This window comes from Rheinheimera sp. (assembly GCF_036782235.1).
In the GTDB taxonomy this organism is placed as follows: domain Bacteria; phylum Pseudomonadota; class Gammaproteobacteria; order Enterobacterales; family Alteromonadaceae; genus Pararheinheimera.
Genome location: NZ_DAIPZL010000008.1, coordinates 54,760 through 73,413, shown reverse-complemented (window position 1 = coordinate 73,413; position 18,654 = coordinate 54,760). Strand labels below are relative to the sequence as shown.

The following is an 18,654-nucleotide window of genomic DNA, read 5'->3' as shown; positions in this document are numbered from 1 at the left end:
TAGCGATGAACTTTATGCAGTGTTTGATGGTGTTACAGCAGCAGGTTTTGTTATCTCGCTGCGCCCTGGCATTTTATTTATCGCTGACGCCTGGGTTGGGCGTTGCTGCTGAATCCCCAAACACTGTGGCTGAGGCTGCAGTGCCGGCCTTAGCTGATGATAAAAAGCCCAGGGAGCTGACATTGGAAGATTTGTGTCTGCTGACAAGATTAGCGCCCACAGCAGATGATAAGCCTGAACCTGGTGCTGGCTGGCCGGAGGCCATCAGGGTTGGGCAGATTGATTTTCAGGTGAACCCCATTTTTGATGAAACAGACCCGAATGCTTTCTGGTTACACCATATCGCCAACTGGCTGCATATCAACTCCAAAGCCTGGGCGCTGAAGCGTGAACTGCCTTTTCGTCGTGGAGCGCAGATAAATGCCGGGGATCTGAGTGAAGCCGAACGTTTATTGCGGCAGAAAAATTATTTGCGAGACAGCAAAATCAGAGTGTTGCCCGAATGTAATGCCGACGGCAGCCATAATATTCAGGTGGAAACCTGGGATACCTGGAGTTTGCAGCCCACACTGGGATTTAGCCGAAGTGGCGGTAACAATAAATATTCTTTTGGTTTTAAAGAAGAAAATTTACTTGGCCTTGGCGTACGCACCAGTTTGAAGTTTCAGTCGAATTATCTGCGTCAGGGTTATGAGTTTCGTAGTGAAATTCCGCTGTCTTTGCTGGAATGGGACAGTTTAGATCACAGTTATGGCTGGTTTGAGTGGGTCGATAACGACGATGGTGCAAAACAGGTGGTGAGTGTTAACCATCCTTTTTATACCGATGACGCCCCGCTGATGTGGCGGCTGGCCTGGATGCAGGATGATCGGCTGGAGCAGATTTTTCATCACAACAGCCTGGAAAACCAGTTCAGAACAGTACAACAGGAAACGGAGCTTGTGTACGGCCGTTTGTTATCGTTCTCCAGCCAAACCAGTTGGCGTTGGTTGTTGGGTTATACCGACCAAAAATTTGAATTTAGTGAAAACCCGCTGCAGCTCACCGCGCTACTGCCGCCAAACCGCCGTTATCAATACCCCTGGCTCGGCTTTGAATATATGCAGCATCAATATCAAACGCTGTCAGATGTATTTTTAATTAATCACACCGAAGATATTCATATGGGCTGGCGTCATCAGCTGAAATTGGGTGTGCAGCGCTCTGCACTGGCACCTGACAAACAACTGGGTTATCACCTGCAATGGCAAAGCAATAAAGGTTTTGGCGATCAGCAGCATCTGGTGTTATTCAGCAGCAGCCTGGCGGTGCAAACCGGGGTTGCCAGTGGCAATCAAACTAAATTAAAGCTTGAGATGGAAGATTTTTATCGTTTATCTGAGCGTTTTGCCCTTTACAGCCATTTGCGCTACGACCAGCGCCGGCAGAATGAACTGGACGATCCGCTATCGCTTGGCAGTGAAGATGGCGTGCGCACCGATGGTGGTATTCGGGGTTATCCGGTGCAGTATCTGCACGGTTTGCGCCGCACTCTGGCCACAGTGGAGTTACGCTGGTACCCCAACATCACTTTGTATCAGCTGTTGGACCTTGGTTTTGTGGTCTTTGCCGATGCTGGCCGTATTGGCGGCGGCAAGGTTGGAGCGCTGGGGTTCGTTTCGTCTGCAGATCCGGCCGCGTCCCCGGCACCCTTGATGACAAATCCGGCGCTGGGGTTTAGCAGCGCTCAGCTTGATTTATTAACACCAAACAAGCTGCACTCCTGGCTTGGTTCTGTGGGCATTGGGGCGCGTTTTTATTCATCACGCTCGGCCAATGACAATGTGATCCATCTGGATCTGGCAAAACCCATAGGGCCAGCCCGGGACGTTCATGCTTATGAGCTACAGCTCAAAGTAGAGCAACGTTTTTAGCCCAATCCTTGTTGGCCTTGTTGTCATTAGTGCCATGCAGCGTCCCTGAAGAAGGCTGTTATTGCAAGCTGGCCTGCGGTGTTGTGTTTAAACGCCAGGTGACCAGCACTGTGCCCAGCAAAAAGGCGCTGGACAGATAAAGGCAAGCGTGAAAACCATAAGCCTGATACACCCAGCCGGATAACAAAGTGCCAATCAGCCGGCCCATGGCGTTGGCCATATAATAAAAACCCACATCGAGCGACACGCCGTCGCGACTGGCCATGCTTACAATCAGGTAACTGTGCAACGAAGAATTCACCGCAAAGACAGCGCCAAATAACAACAAACCACCGACTAACAGCCAAAGGGGGGCGGCGCTTTGTTGCATCACAAGGCTTAGCAGCAGCGGCAGGCCACAAAGCAGACATGCCCAAAACAGGGCTGTGTGCTGGTTGGGTACCTTGCCGGTGTTTTTACCTGCCTTACTTCCGGCCTTACTTCCGGCTTTGCTACCGGTCAAAGCAGGCGCCAAAGCCTGCACAGCGCCATAAGCAATCACCCAGCAAGCTAAAAAAGCGCCCACTTCGGTTTGTGACCAGGCAAAGTTGCCGGATAAATACAGTGGCAGCGCAATAACAAACCAGATATCGCGGGCGCCAAATAACAATAACCGCGCTGCCGACAGCCGGTTAATGGCGGCACTTTTGGAGAACAAATCTTTAAACTTGGGTTTAAAACTACTTTTGCCCAAGTCTTTTTTCAGTAGCACTAAACTCAGTAACCAGATAAGCGCAAGGGCAGCGGCCATGGCCGCCACTGCGCCCTGAAAACCATAAAGGCTCAGTAACAGCCCACCTAAAAAGAAGCCAACGCCTTTGAGCGCATTTTTTGAGCCGGTTAAAATGGCCACCCATTTGTATAAAGCGCCCTGGGCATTTTCCGGCAGCAGCAGTTTCAGCGAGCTTTTGGCGCTCATTTTGTTGAGATCTTTGGCAATGCCGGAAAGCGCCTGCGCTGCCATCACCCAAAGCACAGTCAGAAACCCGGAGGGCACCAGCAACATGGCCAGAGCCAGCACCTGCAGCGCAAGGCCTATATTCATGGTTTTATTCAGGCCAATGCGGGCACCCAGCCAGCCACCCACTAAGTTGGTGACCACACCAAAAAACTCATAAAACAAAAACAATGAGGCAATAGCGAGCGGACTGTAACCCAGCTGATAAAAGTGCAGCACTATTAACATGCGCAGCGCACCGTCAGTCAGGGTAAAAGCCCAGTAGTTGGCGGTGACCACCAGATATTGTTTCAGGCCGGTACTGGCCGATAGTCCAGACATTGTGGTTTCCTGGTCATCAGGTAAAGCTGCAACTAAGCCGTTACAGCCATTTGACACACTTTGCTAAAACACAGCTGCGGGGCAGGGGCAGCTCTGAGCTGGCGAGCGACAGCCGGATCCCCCGCACACTGTGGTTGAAAAAGTTAAGCTGCGCTGCCAACCAGCCGCGCCAGCTCCACAGTGCGATTGGCGTAACCCCATTCATTGTCGTACCAGGCGTAAATTTTCACCTGAGTGCCGTTCACCACCATAGTCGACAAAGCATCAATGACGCTGGAGCGTGGGTCGGTTTTATAATCAATGGAAACCAGCGGCCGCTCTTCATATCCTAAGATATTTTTCAGCTCCCCCTCAGCAGCGGCTTTGAGTAAAGCATTTACCTCTTCGGCTGAGGTAGTGCGTTCCACTTCAAACACACAGTCGGTCAGCGACGCGTTGGCCAGCGGCACCCGTACTGCATGGCCATTTAACCGGCCCTTCAGCTCAGGGAATATTTCGGTAATAGCTGTGGCTGAACCTGTAGTGGTTGGAATTAAACTGCTGCCACAGGCGCGGGCACGGCGTAAGTCTTTGTGCGGAGTATCCAGAATCGACTGGGTGTTGGTTAAGTCGTGAATAGTGGTGATAGAGCCATGTTTGATGCCTAAATTTTCATGAATGACTTTCACCACAGGGGCTAAACAGTTGGTGGTGCAGCTGGCGGCTGTCACTATCTGGTGTTTTGCGGCATCAAAAAGCTGATGATTCACGCCCATCACTACATTCAGCACACCTGGCTCTTTTACCGGCGCACTGACCACCACCCGTTTTACGCCTTGCGCCAGATACTGCTCAAGCACAGCTGTGCTTTTCATTTTGCCGGAACATTCAATGACCAGATCACAGCCTGACCAGTCGGTGTCATTGATGTTTTTGTGCTGGCTGACCGCAATCATTTTGCCGTTAATCAGCACTGTATTGCCCTCAGCCTGCGCCTGATGCTGCCAGCGGCCATGCACTGAGTCAAAATTGAGCAGATGGGCAAAAGTGGCGGCGTCGCCGGCCGGGTCGTTAATTTGTACAAATTCAAATTCAGGCCAGTCAAAAGCGGCGCGCAAAGCTAACCGGCCGATACGGCCAAAACCGTTGATCCCTACTTTAATGGTCATAATGCTCTTCTATCTGTTGAGGTTAAGTTCAGCAGCAGGCGCTTTGACGCGCCGGCCTGTCGCCCATAGTGCACAGCCTGGCCTGTAGTGGCTGCAGCCATTGTGCATTTTGTTGTTGTGTCTGTTGAAGGGTGGTGATAGCCCAGTCGGGCAGCGCCGGATTCAGCCGGTAAAATACCCATTGTCCCTGACGGCGATCCAGCAGCACTTTGCTGGTTCTGAGCATCGCCAGGTGGCGGGAAATTTTTGGTTGTGATTCACAAAGCGCCGATGTCAGTTCACAGACACAAAGTTCACCTTGCTGTGCAATCAATAACAGAGAAGCCAGACGGGTTTCATCCGCCAGTAGCTTAAAAAAATCTACCGGTGCCAGTTCGTGTTTGATCGGAGTATCCATGCGACCTGCGATCCTGATGGTTATTTATATATGGATTATCATATATGTGTTATTTCATATGTCAATTGGCAGCGACTCACTGTTTCAGCTCAGCAGGACTGTATCCAGCACAGCGCCACCTCGATGGATGCCGCCTTCGCTGCTTTGTGCCGCTTTGGTGCGGCATAAATAGCCGCCATCAAGGGCATCCAGACCGAGCGTAAAGATACCCAGTTCAGTCATATGATTTGAACTTATCGCCACTTTGCCCTGGCGCAGGCTGGTCAAAGCCTCGGTGCGCACCCGTGCATCAATAGGGGCCATCAATAGATCGGCGCAGTCCTGCTTTGGCAGCTGTGCTTTGGCGGCCTCATCTCGGGCCACGTTGCCACCGCCTTCCTGCTGGGTTTTGTACCAGAACCCCTGATTAATATGTTGTACTGCCTGCGCTGTTGTCAGCTCAGCAAGGGCAAAAGAGGGCACTACGGCTTGTTGCAGCAGGCGAAGCTCAGCGGCCGTCAGGCCAAACCGCGCTGCGATAAGTTCAGGTGTTGTCAACAGCAATGTGGTCAGCCGGTGCTGAAACCATTTGCTGCCAGTGAGCTGGCCTGCCAGGGTCGGGCACTGTGCCACAGTGCTTTGTTCCAGTTTGGCCCTGAATAACCAAAAATGCTGATCAAGTTCGGCGGATGGGTTATAGCCGGTGCGCCAATATATTAAGTCCACCCTTTGCTGCTGCCAAATCAGCTGATGCTGCTGGTTGATACTGGCTTGCTGCAACTCTGGGACAGTCACCCTTTGTACCTGCACCCCTAGGCGCGTTACTTCGTGACACAGCAGTTGCTGGTCAAAAATATTATCTTCGTTTGCTTCCACCACCATGAGCATCAGGGCAGTGTTTGCAAGTCTGTCTGGAGTCAGGCGCTGCGCTTCTGGTGGTCCGGGCTGCGCTTCTGTTGTTCCAGGCTGCGCTTTTAAGGCGGCTTGCTGTGCAGCCTGTGCCAGTAACGCGGCCTGCAACTGAGTGGCGTTGTTGCTGGCAAAGGTTGCATCCAGATGTTGCTGCAGTAGTTGCAGGTAGGCGGCGTTAAGCGGCCCCATGCCGGCCGCCACAGGGTTGGATTCGACCCAGCGCCACTTTGACTGTTGATCCAGCAAAAAATCATGCCGGTTCAGCATGATATTGCGGCTGCGTAAATGAAGCTGACCGCCGCTTTGTTGCTTAATAGCCGCAAGCTGGCGCCAAATCTCCCCCGGTACTGTGTTGGATTTAGCCAGTTGTTCTGTCTGCGCCAATAACCAGTCCGGTGTCGTGGCGGCTTTGGCTTGCAGTTGCCCAAGCAATTGCGCCAGTTTTTGCGCCGCAGCAAACTGCTCTGTGCTCAGCTGCCAGGGGGTTAATGACACCGGCACCGGCACAAAGCCCTCTGCACCTTGTAACCCAAGCTGTGCTGCCCACAGTTGCTGGTTGATCTGCTCTGGTTTTAATGGTGCCCAAGGCTGTTGTCGATATGAGCTGGTTGTCGCTTTCACTGATCTGTTGTGTACAGTAGTCATGTTATTCCCCTGTTGTGTTCAGCAAAAAGTCGATGCTAAAGCCGGTGATACAGGCCGTCAGAAACACGACAGCGATAAAAGCGAGCAGCAAAGGCCACTGAAAAATCCGCTTTAGAATAATCATTTCCGGCAAACTGGCGCCGGCGCCCCCTATGGTCAGTGCCATCACAGATCCATAACTCATGCCTTTGCCCACCAGACTCAGTGCCAGCGGGATCATCGAACTGGCCCGAACATACAACGGAATCCCCAGCAGTGCCGCGATCGGGATCAAAATCCATTGATTTAAATTGCCAAGCTGCTGAAAAAAACCTGTGGGTATATAACCGTGGATCACTGCGCCCACCAGCACTCCAAACAGCAGGTGTGGCAGGAAACTTTTGGTTTCAGTCAAAGCCCGGCCAAACAGCGATTGCAGATAAGGACCAGAAAAAGACCGCGCTGGTGCAGGAGTCGCCACAGCAGCATCGCTGCTGCAACTACAGGACTTCAGTTCAGGCAGCGTGACAAAACGCTGAAAATTCAGCCAGGACAACAGCACACCTGCTGTGAGTGCAATCAGCAGCACTGCAGCACTGTACAGCAGGGTTAAAGCTGCGCCAAACACGCTAAGCAGTAATACCACCAGCACAGGGTTTAACAGCGGCGAGGTCAGCAAAAAGGTCATTACAGGGCCAAAAGCGGCATTGGCGCGCAACATGCCGACCAGCATCGGCAGCGTGGAGCAACTGCAAAAAGGGGTAATGGCCCCGAGCGCTGTCGCAGTCAGGTAACCCCGGCCGCCACTGAGTAAGGCCTGAATACGTGCGGCCGGAAACCTGTCTTGCAACACCATCACCAGCATGCTGATCAGTATAAATAACAACAATAATTCGCCGAGGGTGCCAATAAAAAACTCAACACTGGCGGCAAAAGCAGGGGAAAACATGGGCTCGTTCATGGTTTGTCCTTAAGTTTATATTTCGAACATCTTGGAAATAATAATATTTCGACAAACATGGAAGTGTCAAATCATATTTCGATATTTGTGGAAGTATTTTGTCAAAAAGCATAGACTGCAAAGCGAAGCTGCTGGCGCAAACCGCGTCTGTCCTGATGTTGTGACAGGTGGTTCCGGGCTTCAGACAAAAAATTGCGGAGTGATAATGGAAGTAAACAGCGAACTGGAACTGGCCGCCGCCCAATTGGCTGAACTTGGGCACCCAACCCGGCTTGGTATTTTCAGGGTATTGGTACGGGCAGGGCGTAGTGGGGTCGCAGTGGGAGACATTCAGCTGGCGCTGGATATTCCGAGCTCCACTTTGTCTCATCATATCAGCCGGATGAGCAAGGTGGGCCTGATGACGCAGCGCCGTGATGGCCGCACCCTGTATTGCAGTTTAGCCTTTGAAACCGTGGAGGCGCTCTTGGGCTTTTTATATGCCGAATGTTGTATTGGCATGCCGCAAGCGCAGACTGCACCGCAGGGCAATTGTTGTGATTAAGCCAAACTGGCAAACAGAAAAAACAAAATGCCAGTCTTTGCGACTGGCATTTTTATCATGAAGGTACAGAACCTGAGCTATGCCGTTTTGTTACGGATTATAAAACTCACCCGATTTACGCAGGTAAAAGAACCAGTTTAATACCAGACATAAAGTGTAGAAGGCGGCAAAACCTATCATGGCGTATTCCGGCGTGGCGGCTTTAATTTGTTCACCCAGTACCTGAGGAATATAAAAAGCGCCATAAGCTGCTACTGCGGATGTCCAGCCTAACACCGGGCCAGCCTGCTCTTTTGGAAAGACCACGGCTATGGTTCTGAACGTCGAGCCGTTACCAATACCACTGGCGGCAAATAAACCTAAGAAAATCAGGAAACAAGGCACAAAATATTGCTCCGGCGTTGCACTCTGATAGGCCAGTTGCATGTAATAGGCTGCGCCTAAAGCACAAACAATCATGATCACTGAACAAATTTGCGTCACCAGTGCACCACCCACTTTATCCGCCACCCAACCACCGACAGGACGGATCAAGGCACCAATAAAAGGTGCTATCCAGGCATAAGTTAAAGCGCTGGGGCCATTGGGGTTTGGCGTGGTGTGGGTCATCACACCGTCCACCATGATATGGCTATAACCAAAAATCACCTGAATTGACAGCGGGAAAGCGGCGGAAAAACCGATAAAAGAACCAAAGGTCATGATGTAAAGCACACTCATCACCCAGGTGTGTTTGTTATTAAAAATTTTGTACTGTCTGTCCAGGCTGGTGCGGATGGCTCCCGGCAGCAGTTTTAACAACATCACAGTGCTGAATAATACCAGAATAATGACAATTTCTTTGGGAATGCCAAAACCTGAACCATTGGTATTTTCCGGCAACATTAACCACAAACCAAGGATCGAGGTTAAAAAGCCAATGCCCAGCATGGCTAAAATAATGGCAAATGAAACTGGCGCAGCTGGCAGTTTGGGCGTGACTTCTTCGGTGTTCAGGTTATTGGTGCCAAACCACAATAAAAAAGCCAGCGGCACTAAAGTGATCAGCCAGGAAAAGCCTGAGTTCTGGATCCAGGTTTGAGTACCGGCCGCAATGGTGCCAATCACAGTACCACTGGCTTTTTCCAGCACCATTGGGTCACCGGCGCCAAAAATTGAAAACACACCATAAGACATAAAAAGCGGTACCGCAATTTGCACTGTGGTGACGCCAAAGTTACCCAGGCCGGCGTTTAACCCCAAAGCCAGACCCTGCTGTTTTTTCGGGAAAAAGAAGCTGATATTCGACATGGAGGAGGCAAAGTTACCACCGCCAATACCGGATAACAGTGCCATTAGCTGAAACACCCACAGCGGTGTAGTTTTATCCTGCAGCGCTAAACCCGTGCCGACAGCCGGGATCATCAGCAAAGTGGTGGTTAAAAACAGCGTATAACGGCCGCCACAAAGCCGGACAAAAAAGCTTGATGGAATACGTAAAGTAGCGCCCGTTAAACCGGCAATAGCGGTTAAGGTAAATAATTCACTGGTGGTAAAAGGAAAACCCACGTTTAACATTTGTACTGTGACAATACTCCACAGCATCCAGACACCAAAACCACACAACAGGCTGGGAATGGAAATCCACAGGTTCCGGTTTGCAATTTTACTGCCTTGCTGTTGCCAGAAGGTTTCGTTTTCCGGCTCCCAACGTTTTAAATTCGACATAGTTCCACTCCGAGCTAACCCACAAAAGGTGCGATGAAACTATGCAGGCATGGCGGCAAGGCCACAATGAGTCTGAGGAGTTAGTCCAAACTGGTTTCCTGGGCAGAATAGATACCTACAAAGTGGTATTTTTACTGAGGTTCTCAGATTTTTGTTTTATAAACAATGGTTTATGTTCGTGATTTTGCCAAAGGGAAATTCCGGGCATTTTGCACTTTGTCCGGTCTTTGCGCCAGACATGATATAAATCAACTTTATCGGTCAGACAAGCATGCAGCATAAGCGCATCAGTCCCAGACAGTGTTGGAGCAAAAGATGTCAGATTGTAAAACCACAGTAATGCTGGTGGACGACCACCCGCTGCTACGCAAAGGATTACGCCAGTTATTGGCTTTTGAGGCTGAATTTGAAGTGGTGGTCGAAGCGGGGTCTGGCGCTGAAGCACTCACCACAGCGCCTGAACTGGATCCGGATTTAATTATTCTGGATTTAAATATGCAGGGGATGGACGGGCTGGAAACCTTAAAACGGCTGCGGGACGAAGGTGTCACCTCCCGTATTGTGATGCTGACGGTGTCGGACAGTAACGAAGATGTGATTAAGGCCATTGGTCTTGGCGCTGACGGTTATCTGTTAAAAGACTCAGATCCGGATGAACTATTGGAGCAAATTAAAAAAGCCGCCAGTGGCAAAATGGTGTTAAGCGACGCCGTGAACGCTGCCCTTGCTACCGCCATTCGCCGTCCGGCGGAAAAACCAGCCGCTGACATTAACAGCCTGACCAACCGTGAATATGAAATTCTTAGTCTGATCGCCAAAGGTCAGAGCAATAAACTGATTGCCCGTGAGCTGGATATTTCCGACGGCACAGTGAAGGTGCATGTCAAACACCTGCTGAAAAAACTGAATTTACGCTCCAGGGTGGAAGCTGCGGTCTGGATGGTGAATCACCAGGGGCGTCAAGGCAGCTAGTGCTGCTGACCACAGCGCAATAACCACCGTCAGCAGCAGAGCCTTGTGAATACGGAGCTATCTTATGCCGAAGGAAAAAAAACCAATGTTGTCGTTTCAGCAGGCGCTTGCGCAGTTGCTGGAAGCTGTCAGCTGCCACCAGCAGGTGCAACAAGTGCCTTTGTCTCAGGCGCTCGGTATGGTATTGGCTGAGGACATTCACTCACCTTTGCAAATTCCGGCTTATACCAATGCAGCTATGGATGGTTATGCCTTTTGTTATGCCGATGTCGCCAGCAGCAAAACTTTCCATCTGATTGGGCAAAGTCTGGCCGGACATCCTTATCAGGGTGAATTAACAGCGGGTTGTTGTATTCGCATTATGACAGGGGCCAAGCTGCCGCAGGGGCTGGACACAGTAGTGATGCAGGAGCAGGTCAAGCTGACTGACGAAGGTCTGGTGCAACTTTGTATCGAACCCAAAATGGGCGAGCATGTGCGTTTGGCCGGTAGTGAAATTAACAAAGATGCCACAGTGCTGCGCCGTGGCGAGCGCCTTGGCCCTTTGCAGCTTGGTCTGGCTGCCACCTTAGGTTTTGCAGAGCTTCCGGTTTATCAAAGGTTGAAAGTGGGAGTGATGTCCACCGGCGATGAGCTGGTGGCGCCCGGTCTTGCGCTGGGTGAAGGTCAGTTGTATGACAGCAACAGATTTGTAATAGGCGCTATGTTACAGCGTCTGGATGTGGAGCTGGTTGATTATGGCTGGATTGCCGATGATCCGGTTTTGCTCAAAGCCGCCTTTGACCAGGCCGCCTCTGAAGTCGATGCGCTTGTTACCAGTGGCGGGGTATCGGTTGGTGATGCTGATTACACCCGTCAGGTGTTGTCGGAGCTTGGCCAGATAAATTTCTGGCAGGTGGCGATGAAACCCGGTAAACCTTTTGCGTTTGGCAAACTTGGCCACTGCTGGTTTTTTGGTTTGCCCGGTAACCCGGTGTCGGCTGTGATTACATTGGATCAGCTGGCACAACCAGCTTTGCGTAAACTCGCTGGTGAAACATGCAAAATGTCGCTTGAGCTTGCTGCTCTGGTTAAACGCAAATTCCGCAAAAAACCGGGCCGGCTGGATTTTCAGCGAGCTGTGCTCTCCGTGACAGATGGGCAGTTGCAGGTCGCGCCTGTTACCATGGACAGCTCTGGCATGTTGTCTTCGTTATTGGCGGCCGATTGTCTGGTGCCGCTGGCGCTGGAGTCGGCCGATATCGAGGCAGGTGAGTGGGTGCAGGTTCAGCTGTTGTCCGATTGGCTCAAATGAAAAAAAGCGGTCTTCCTGTTACATACATTAAGGTTGAGTTAAAGCCCTGTGCTTTGTGGGCAAGGGTTCTGGCCTTTGCATATAAAACTTTCGCCGCATATTCAGAGTGTAAAATTAGCGCTAATATAATCAACATTAATATGATAAATCCTTGTCTCTGTTGATGAAATTACTGGTTCAAACTGCTTTTAGTCCAAGAGGCGTTGCTGCCTGGCTGATTTTGTTATTGGGTTTGCTGGCCACAGCAGCCTTATGGCATGGCCTTTTGACTAATCAACAGCAAAGGGCTGAGGCTGAGTTTGAACTCCATAACCGCGAAGTGTTGGCTGCTATTCAAAAACGCTTACAGGGCCACGAACAAATTTTATTAAGTGGTGCCGCTTTATTTGATGCCAGTGAGCAGGTAGACAGCAAAGAATGGCGCAACTTTGTTGCCAGGCTCAAACTGGAACAAAACTACCCCGGTATTCAGGGGGTTGGCGTGGTCAAAGCCATTCCGGCGGCCGAACTTGCGGTTTATCAGACCATGGCAAAAGCCGAGCATTTACCACTGATGTACCCCGCAGGACAACGTGATTTTTACACCGCCATTATGTATCTGGAGCCCGACAACGACCGAAACAGGGCCGCCCTTGGTTACGATATGTTTTCAGAGTCTGTACGCCGTAAAGCGATGCAATATGCGGTGGAGCACAACAGCACCAGCATTTCCGGTAAAGTGACGTTAAAACAGGAAATTAAAGGCCCGCAGCAAGCCGGTTTTTTAATGTATGTGCCGGTGTTTCATAACAACAGACCCGTTACTACTGCTGCCGAACGTTGGGCGGCGTTATTTGGTTTTGTTTACAGCCCTTACCGGATGGACGATCTGATGCGGGGCATTCTGGGCAACAAAGAACTGATGGTGGACTTTACCATTCATGATGGTGAACCAGCCTCAGATGCAACGCTGATGCACAACTCTGCACGTTGGCACGAGCCAGAACCTCATCATCAGGCGCTATTTTCCAGCCGTTATCTGATCCCGGCTTATGGCCATCAATGGTTATTAACCCTAACCAGTCGTCAGGCCTTTGAGCGTCAATTCAATTCGTTGTTGAACTGGTCCTTGCCGCTTTCCGGTTTGGCTATTAGCAGCTTATTGTTTTTATTAGTATTAGAGCTATTAAGCCGGCAGCAACAGGCGCTGATGCTGGCCGAGCGGTTAGCCAAACAACGTGCCGAATCTGAAGCCCGTTTTCATCAGTTGTTTTTACATATGGGGCAGGGGGTGTTGATTTATAACGCCAGTGCCCAACTGGTGGATGTTAATCCGGCTGCGTTAAAGCTGATGGGACTGACCATGGCGCAGTTGCAAGGCAACTCGGCGCTGCCAGGTGACTGGCAAATCAACCCGCCACAAGCGTTGCCGCCAGCGCCGCTGCAACCGGTGCTGGACGTGTTGGTGTCGGGCGAAGGTAAAACCAGTGAAGAGATAGGTTTTTGGCATGCTGAATTGCAGGCTTATTTGTGGTGCAATCTGGACTTATATCCGCAATTTGCCGTGGATACGCATCAGTTGGAAAAAGTGTATCTGGTGCTCAGCGACATTACCGAGCGTAAAAGAGTGGCGCAGATGAAAGATGAGTTTGTTGCTACTGTGAGTCACGAGCTGCGCACGCCACTGACCTCAATTTCCGGTGCACTGGATTTATTGTGCCATCAGGTGCTGGAAGATGAAGGCCATGCAGCGCTCAAACAACATATGTTGCAGGTGGCTTATGACAATAGCAAAAGACTGACGCTGCTGATTAACGACTTATTAGATCTGGAAAAAATTGCCGCAGGTGGTATGAGCTTTGATATCAAACCCCTGTTGTTAATGCCAATTCTGACCATCAGTGTGGAAGCCAATCAGGTTTCAGGCAGCAAAAGGGGGATCCGGCTTGAGCTCAGCCGCCCGGCTGAAGATGTGCCGGTATTAGTCGATAGCCTGCGTTTGCAGCAGGTGCTGGCCAATTTGTTGTCCAATGCCATTAAGTTTTCGCCTGACAATTCTGTGGTAAGGCTTGGGATCAGCACTGTGCCTGGTTTTATCCGCATCAGTGTTTGTGACAGCGGCGAAGGCATTCCACAACAATTCCGGCCGATGATTTTCCAGAAATTCAGTCAGGCCGATGCCTCCAGTAGCAAAAGACAACAGGGTACAGGCCTGGGGCTGGCCATTTGTAAAGAGCTGGTGGAACGCATGAATGGGCGCATCAGCTTTAGCTCAGAAGAAGGGGTTGGCAGCTGTTTTTATGTTGATTTGCCCCTCGCCTGAGCCTGGCGCAGCCGACTGTCGTGACTGATCAGGCTGCCGTTTATTTCTCCTCACCAGCAATACCTCTTTTGCGCTGTTAGCGTGCTGTAACTTGCTTGATCCAGGTCAACAAGCCTTGTCTTTTGAGCGCTCACACTGGCTGTATTCAAGTGATTGAGGGTGAACTGATGCGTTTAGTTGATTTGTTGTTGCAACAATTGCAACAGGCCGGTGTGCAACAAATTTTTGGTATACCGGGTGATTTTGTGTTGCCGCTTTTTGCCGAGCTGGAGCAGGCGAAAAAGCTGCCGCTGTATTATGTCAGCCATGAACCTTCGGCTGTGTTTGCTGCCGATGCGGCGGCCCGTTTTGCCAATCAGCCAAGCGCCGTTTTGCTTACTTATGGTGCCGGAGCACTGAATGCGGTGAACGCGGTGGCGCAGGCTTATGTGGAGCAGGTGCCGCTGGTGATCATGGCCGGTTTCCCGTCCCGTGCTGAAATCGAACGTGATTTACATATCCACCATCAGGCCAAACATCTGGACTCACAACGCGATATTTACCGCGAAATTACCTGTGCCCAAGTGCGGCTGGACGATGTGCACACCGCAGCTGCTGACCTGTGTCGTGCGATTCAGACCTGTCAGCGTGAATCACGCCCTGTGCTGATTGAAATCCCTCGGGATGCTGCCTGCTGGCCACTGGCTCATGCCCAGGTGGCACAAGCCATAGCGGCTTTGCATTGCCAGCAGCAGGGGCAGGATCCTTTATATCGGCAAGAGCTGCAACTGGCCTGTGACGCTATGTTAAAACGGCTGCAGCAAGCGAAAAAACCAGTGTTGTTATGTGGCATTGGCATCAGGCGTTTTGCCGCTGTGTCTTTGGTAGAAGAACTCGCCAGCCGGCTGAATGCGCCAATGCTCACCACTTTGCTGGGGCGAGCCTGTGTCAACCAAAACCATCCGCAGTATGCCGGTGTTTTTGTTGACCGACAGGATACGGCCGCACTGGCCTTGTTGGCCGATGCTGATTTAATTATTCAGCTAGGGGTTATCCAGAACGACAGTAATTTTGCCGCTCATCAGGAAATTTTTACACCGGAAAAACTGCTGCTTATTCAGCAGGGTGAATTAAAAATGGCTGGGGTGATATTTCATGATTTGCCTATTGCTGCGTTGCTGCAGCAGCTGTTACAGATGCCGTTACCGGAGTTTGTCAGCCGTAGTTTACCGCATAACAGCTTGCGCTCAGCCACTTGTGATCACCCGGCCTTCAAGCCGGAACCGGCGAAAGTGCCGGCTCAGACTTTAGCTGAAACCGAACCCCAGCCCGCCTTTAATTCTGCTTCAGCTTTAACCTTGATTGACCAACTATTAAGCCAGCAAACAAAGCTGGTGCCTGTGATCAGTGATATTGGCGATTGTTTGTTTGCATCTTTACAGGTCAAGCCTACTTATCTGTTGGCGCCAGCTTATTACGCCTCCATGGGCTATGCGGTACCGGCCGCTCTTGGGGTGCAGGCGGTCAGTGGTTTAAGACCGCTGGTTTTGGTGGGCGATGGTGCTTTTCAGATGACAGGGCTGGAGCTTGGCCACTGTGCCCGTTATGGTTTTGCGCCTGTGGTGCTGCTGCTCAATAACAGCGGCTGGCAGATGATTAAAGCCTTTTCGCCAGAGCTCAGTTCCACCTCGTTGCAGGGCTGGAATTATTCGGCGATAGCGCGGGGCATGGGCGGTGGGGCTTATCAGGTGTGGAGTTTGTCGCAGCTGGAAAGTGCTTTTGTGCAGGCACTGCAGGACGATAAAAGATTTTCATTGATTGAAGTGATGTTACCGCCAGGCAGCAGCAGTGCAAGATTACAGCAATTTGCGGCAGGTTTTTTATCGGCGCAAAAAAAGCCAGCGCCTTTGGCTGGCTGCTAACAACAATGGAAAAACCGGTGCAGCAACTTTAGCTGCAGCACCGGTATAACAAAGCAAGTGGCGCTGGACCTTGCCGTAAGAACAGCTTGTTACTGCCATTTTTGCCGTTGCGCCTGATCTGAGACTTTTGCTTCTACCCAGGCCGCGCCATCGGCGTCATATTGTTTTTTCCACAGCGGCGCTTTGGTTTTTAAATAATCCATAATAAATTCGGCACCGGCAAAGGCGCTGCCACGATGTGCCGATGCCACGCCCACCAGCACTATTTGTTGTTGTGGTGCCAGTACGCCAATACGGTGCACCACCGACACAGCTTTTAACGCAAATCTTTGTGCTGCTTCAGTGGCTATCTGCAGCAGTGCTTTTTCGGTCATACCCGGGTAATGCTCCAGCTCCAGTGCCTGAAGTTGCAGCTGTGGATGATCCCGCACCAAACCGACAAAAGTGACCACAGCACCACAATAAGGGGTGGCAGCCAGCTGCTGATAAATATCCTGCAGGGAAAAATCAGCGTTTTGCACCCGGATATCGAACTTAGGCTGTAACTGTTGTTCTTTCTGCGGCTGTTCCTTCTGCTGTTGTGCTGTTGGCATATTGAGTTCTGGCATCAGACTAACCTCCGGTGACAGGTGGGAAAAACGCCACTTCATCGCCTGGCTGAACCAGCACCTCAGTGCCACAAAGTTGCTGATTCAATGCACAGAGCAGGTTGTCGTCTGCCAAAGCGCCGGCAAAAAGCGCAGATTGCTGGCGCAGCTGGTTGAGCAGCTCAGATACAGCACAAGGGGTATGCAGCGGCATTTGCAGGCCGGCACATTGTAATCTTTCGCGTAGTGCCCCAAAAAACAGGATTTTAATCATGAGGTTGCTCCGTTATTGCCTGTGCTTTGCGTTGAGTTAAAAAAGCCGCTCTTTGCCAGAGTCCGGATTTACCACCGGTTTTTTCCTCCAGCTGAATGTGACTCACCACCAGTGCCGGATCCACAGCTTTACACATATCGTGAATGGTCAGGGCGCTGACGGCCGCAGCTGTTAAAGCCTCCATTTCCACGCCGGTATTGCCGTTGACGGCGCAGGTGGCAACAATCTGTAGCTGGCCAAGCCTTTCGTCGAGGCTGAATTCAATTTCTACTTTATTCAGTGCCAACGGATGGCATAAGGGGATCAAATCGCTGGTTTTTTTGGCCGCCATAATGCCGGCGATACGGGCACAGGCCAGTGCATCCCCTTTTTTCAGACCGGCACTTTGTAATAATGCAATCACCGCTGGTGTGGTTTGTACCAAAGCCGAAGCAATAGCCTGGCGCTGACTGTGTTGTTTGCCGCCCACATCCACCATGCGGGCGCTGCCATCCTGGCTCAGATGCGTCAGCTCAGTGTTGGCTGCCATGGTTGTGCTGGTTAAATCTTGTGGCATCTCATCTTCTCCTTGGGTTAGGTCGGCCAGTCAGCGTGGGCAACATAACCGGGTTTCATCAAGAGGGGCGCTGCCGTCGGCCTTCACCGGCTGCAATAGCAGAGGCGCAAAATTGCACGGACCTTGTCTGGCATCAAGCTGCGGCAGCACCAGCTGTTGCATCGCCAGTTCACAGGCAGAAGGGGAGCCCGGCATCGCCACCAGCAGCTTGTGATTGGCAAGGCCAGCGACGGCATTTGATTGCAAAGCTGCACTGCCAATATCGCTAAAAGACAGCTGGCGGAACAGCTCACCAAAGCCGGGCACTTGCTGATCAAACAAAGCGCTGATGGCGGCAACAGTACAGTTGTCGGCGGAAAAACCGGTGCCACCATTCAGTAAAATTACCTGATGCTGGTTTTCACACAGCAGCCGCGATACTTCAGCGCGGATTTGATATTTATCCGACGCCACTATGGCCCTGTGGCTGAGCTGATGGCCGGCTTGTTGCAACAGATGGCAAATCAGATCGCCGCTGCTGTCGGTGGCCGGTGTATGGCGGCTGGACACTGTCAGCACCACCACTGACAGTGGTTGGAACTCTTTGGCGGTTTTAGCCATAAGGTGTGATCTCCTGAAGCATTTGATACTGCTGTTGTTGGCGCTGATAACGCCTTGTGGCTTGTTGCCACTCATCCGGTGTATTGGTGTTTAATAGGGCTTCGGGCACAGGGCAAGGCAGGCTCTGACCGCCACAATAGTGCAGTAGCGCAGTGACCGATAAAGCGGCACCAGGGGCACAACTTGTTGGCTGGTTGTGGGCGGCGGCTTGTTGCAGCTGCTGTAACAACCACTGTCGCACTGCACTGTTGTTTGGGATCACGGCAGGCAGCGGTGAAGCTTCGAAACTGGCACAAGGGTACCGCCATAACAGAGCCAGCAGCTGTGGTTCCAGCAGTGGCGTGTCCACCGGCAGCAGCAGGCAGCTTGGTGCATGCACCTGTGATAAGGCCGCCTGAATACCGGCTAAAGGCCCAGCGCCAGGGTACAGATCATAAATAAAACCGGGTTGATTGCGGCTGATTAAAATCTGGTCACAGCCCGCCGCTTTGGCCAGCGCTACGGTGCGGCTTAGCTGACTTTGTCCGGCCAGTTGCAACAGGGCTTTGTCTTGTCCCATCCGGCTGGAGCGGCCGCCGGCCAGAATAATAGCGCTTTTAAGCGGATTGGCCGCGCTGCTGTGGTGTTGTTTTTGGTCTGTCATATCGAAAACCTGCCTGTTGTCA

At 51.4% G+C, this 18,654-nt stretch carries 17 protein-coding genes; 6 read left to right on the top strand and 11 right to left on the bottom strand.

The genetic code is table 11. From position 1 onward, the window contains the following. The first annotated feature begins 5 nt into the window (after positions 1-5). Positions 6-1,913 carry a hypothetical protein gene (locus V7P87_RS10585; protein WP_333797407.1) on the top strand — a complete coding sequence of 636 codons (1,908 nt, stop codon included), beginning with the start codon at positions 6-8 and terminating at the stop codon, positions 1,911-1,913. Between the two features lie 58 nt (positions 1,914-1,971). On the opposite strand, the gene arsJ is transcribed toward V7P87_RS10585, so the two are convergent. From arsJ to V7P87_RS10560, 5 genes are all read right to left on the bottom strand, one after another. Beyond that, the gene (gene arsJ, locus V7P87_RS10580) at positions 1,972-3,231 is read right to left on the bottom strand and encodes an organoarsenical effux MFS transporter ArsJ (RefSeq protein ID WP_333797406.1); all 1,260 of its coding nucleotides are present in this window, start codon (positions 3,229-3,231) and stop codon (positions 1,972-1,974) included. A 143-nt stretch (positions 3,232-3,374) separates the two neighbouring features. Next, entirely contained in the window at positions 3,375-4,379 is a 1,005-nt protein-coding gene (locus tag V7P87_RS10575; RefSeq protein WP_333797405.1) for an ArsJ-associated glyceraldehyde-3-phosphate dehydrogenase, read from the bottom strand. 28 nt (positions 4,380-4,407) lie between these two features. Next, positions 4,408-4,776 carry a metalloregulator ArsR/SmtB family transcription factor gene (locus tag V7P87_RS10570; protein WP_333797404.1) on the bottom strand — a complete coding sequence of 123 codons (369 nt, stop codon included), beginning with the start codon at positions 4,774-4,776 and terminating at the stop codon, positions 4,408-4,410. Between the two features lie 84 nt (positions 4,777-4,860). Beyond that, complete coding sequence (locus V7P87_RS10565; RefSeq protein WP_333797403.1) at positions 4,861-6,312, bottom strand: hypothetical protein; 1,452 nt, start codon at positions 6,310-6,312, stop codon at positions 4,861-4,863. Position 6,313: 1 nt separating this feature from the next. Next, the gene (locus tag V7P87_RS10560; protein ID WP_333797402.1) at positions 6,314-7,252 is read right to left on the bottom strand and encodes a permease; all 939 of its coding nucleotides are present in this window, start codon (positions 7,250-7,252) and stop codon (positions 6,314-6,316) included. Positions 7,253-7,457: 205 nt separating this feature from the next. On the opposite strand from V7P87_RS10560, the gene V7P87_RS10555 reads away from it, so the two are divergent. Then, positions 7,458-7,796: an ArsR/SmtB family transcription factor gene (locus V7P87_RS10555; RefSeq protein ID WP_333797401.1), complete on the top strand. Its 339-nt coding sequence runs from the start codon at positions 7,458-7,460 to the stop codon at positions 7,794-7,796. Between the two features lie 90 nt (positions 7,797-7,886). On the opposite strand, the gene V7P87_RS10550 is transcribed toward V7P87_RS10555, so the two are convergent. Then, positions 7,887-9,503: an antiporter gene (locus V7P87_RS10550; RefSeq protein ID WP_333797400.1), complete on the bottom strand. Its 1,617-nt coding sequence runs from the start codon at positions 9,501-9,503 to the stop codon at positions 7,887-7,889. A 315-nt stretch (positions 9,504-9,818) separates the two neighbouring features. Between V7P87_RS10550 and narL the strand changes: the two genes are divergently transcribed. The 4 genes from narL to V7P87_RS10530 all read left to right on the top strand — a co-directional run bounded on the left by narL (position 9,819) and on the right by V7P87_RS10530 (position 15,972). Then, positions 9,819-10,475 carry a two-component system response regulator NarL gene (gene narL / locus V7P87_RS10545; RefSeq protein WP_333797399.1) on the top strand — a complete coding sequence of 219 codons (657 nt, stop codon included), beginning with the start codon at positions 9,819-9,821 and terminating at the stop codon, positions 10,473-10,475. 64 nt (positions 10,476-10,539) lie between these two features. After that, positions 10,540-11,769 (top strand): molybdopterin molybdotransferase MoeA, encoded by a 1,230-nt coding sequence (gene moeA / locus V7P87_RS10540; protein ID WP_333797398.1) that lies wholly within the window; start codon positions 10,540-10,542, stop codon positions 11,767-11,769. A gap of 163 nt (positions 11,770-11,932) precedes the next feature. Next, on the top strand, positions 11,933-14,071 hold the full coding sequence (locus V7P87_RS10535; protein WP_333797397.1) for a CHASE domain-containing protein: 2,139 nt from the start codon (positions 11,933-11,935) through the stop codon (positions 14,069-14,071). A gap of 167 nt (positions 14,072-14,238) precedes the next feature. Continuing rightward, positions 14,239-15,972, top strand: a complete 1,734-nt coding sequence (locus tag V7P87_RS10530) for a thiamine pyrophosphate-binding protein (protein WP_333797396.1) — start codon at positions 14,239-14,241, stop codon at positions 15,970-15,972. 89 nt (positions 15,973-16,061) lie between these two features. Here V7P87_RS10530 and moaE read toward each other — a convergent pair whose 3' ends face one another. Genes moaE through mobA form a run of 5 tightly spaced genes read right to left on the bottom strand, consistent with a single transcriptional unit; the run spans position 16,062 to position 18,632 of the window. After that, entirely contained in the window at positions 16,062-16,580 is a 519-nt protein-coding gene (gene moaE / locus V7P87_RS10525) for a molybdopterin synthase catalytic subunit MoaE (RefSeq protein WP_333797395.1), read from the bottom strand. Between the two features lie 4 nt (positions 16,581-16,584). Continuing rightward, the gene (locus V7P87_RS10520; RefSeq protein WP_333797394.1) at positions 16,585-16,833 is read right to left on the bottom strand and encodes a MoaD/ThiS family protein; all 249 of its coding nucleotides are present in this window, start codon (positions 16,831-16,833) and stop codon (positions 16,585-16,587) included. After that, positions 16,826-17,389, bottom strand: a complete 564-nt coding sequence (moaC, locus tag V7P87_RS10515) for a cyclic pyranopterin monophosphate synthase MoaC (RefSeq protein ID WP_333797393.1) — start codon at positions 17,387-17,389, stop codon at positions 16,826-16,828. Before moaC ends, V7P87_RS10520 begins: the two co-directional genes overlap by 8 nt. 30 nt (positions 17,390-17,419) lie before the next feature. Then, positions 17,420-17,989 (bottom strand): molybdenum cofactor synthesis domain-containing protein, encoded by a 570-nt coding sequence (locus V7P87_RS10510; protein WP_333797392.1) that lies wholly within the window; start codon positions 17,987-17,989, stop codon positions 17,420-17,422. Next, positions 17,982-18,632: a molybdenum cofactor guanylyltransferase gene (mobA, locus tag V7P87_RS10505; RefSeq protein WP_333797391.1), complete on the bottom strand. Its 651-nt coding sequence runs from the start codon at positions 18,630-18,632 to the stop codon at positions 17,982-17,984. Before mobA ends, V7P87_RS10510 begins: the two co-directional genes overlap by 8 nt. Positions 18,633-18,654: the final 22 nt, after the last annotated feature.

What these genes read in the sequence shown, in the direction of transcription:
- V7P87_RS10585 (WP_333797407.1), top strand. Translation starts at nt 6, where the DNA reads ATGAACTTTATGCAGTGTTTGATGGTGTTACAGCAGCAGGTTTTGTTA.
- arsJ (WP_333797406.1), bottom strand. Translation starts at nt 3,231, where the DNA reads ATGTCTGGACTATCGGCCAGTACCGGCCTGAAACAATATCTGGTGGTC.
- V7P87_RS10575 (WP_333797405.1), bottom strand. Translation starts at nt 4,379, where the DNA reads ATGACCATTAAAGTAGGGATCAACGGTTTTGGCCGTATCGGCCGGTTA.
- V7P87_RS10570 (WP_333797404.1), bottom strand. Translation starts at nt 4,776, where the DNA reads ATGGATACTCCGATCAAACACGAACTGGCACCGGTAGATTTTTTTAAG.
- V7P87_RS10565 (WP_333797403.1), bottom strand. Translation starts at nt 6,312, where the DNA reads ATGACTACTGTACACAACAGATCAGTGAAAGCGACAACCAGCTCATAT.
- V7P87_RS10560 (WP_333797402.1), bottom strand. Translation starts at nt 7,252, where the DNA reads ATGAACGAGCCCATGTTTTCCCCTGCTTTTGCCGCCAGTGTTGAGTTT.
- V7P87_RS10555 (WP_333797401.1), top strand. Translation starts at nt 7,458, where the DNA reads ATGGAAGTAAACAGCGAACTGGAACTGGCCGCCGCCCAATTGGCTGAA.
- V7P87_RS10550 (WP_333797400.1), bottom strand. Translation starts at nt 9,503, where the DNA reads ATGTCGAATTTAAAACGTTGGGAGCCGGAAAACGAAACCTTCTGGCAA.
- narL (WP_333797399.1), top strand. Translation starts at nt 9,819, where the DNA reads ATGTCAGATTGTAAAACCACAGTAATGCTGGTGGACGACCACCCGCTG.
- moeA (WP_333797398.1), top strand. Translation starts at nt 10,540, where the DNA reads ATGCCGAAGGAAAAAAAACCAATGTTGTCGTTTCAGCAGGCGCTTGCG.
- V7P87_RS10535 (WP_333797397.1), top strand. Translation starts at nt 11,933, where the DNA reads ATGAAATTACTGGTTCAAACTGCTTTTAGTCCAAGAGGCGTTGCTGCC.
- V7P87_RS10530 (WP_333797396.1), top strand. Translation starts at nt 14,239, where the DNA reads ATGCGTTTAGTTGATTTGTTGTTGCAACAATTGCAACAGGCCGGTGTG.
- moaE (WP_333797395.1), bottom strand. Translation starts at nt 16,580, where the DNA reads ATGCCAGAACTCAATATGCCAACAGCACAACAGCAGAAGGAACAGCCG.
- V7P87_RS10520 (WP_333797394.1), bottom strand. Translation starts at nt 16,833, where the DNA reads ATGATTAAAATCCTGTTTTTTGGGGCACTACGCGAAAGATTACAATGT.
- moaC (WP_333797393.1), bottom strand. Translation starts at nt 17,389, where the DNA reads ATGCCACAAGATTTAACCAGCACAACCATGGCAGCCAACACTGAGCTG.
- V7P87_RS10510 (WP_333797392.1), bottom strand. Translation starts at nt 17,989, where the DNA reads ATGGCTAAAACCGCCAAAGAGTTCCAACCACTGTCAGTGGTGGTGCTG.
- mobA (WP_333797391.1), bottom strand. Translation starts at nt 18,632, where the DNA reads ATGACAGACCAAAAACAACACCACAGCAGCGCGGCCAATCCGCTTAAA.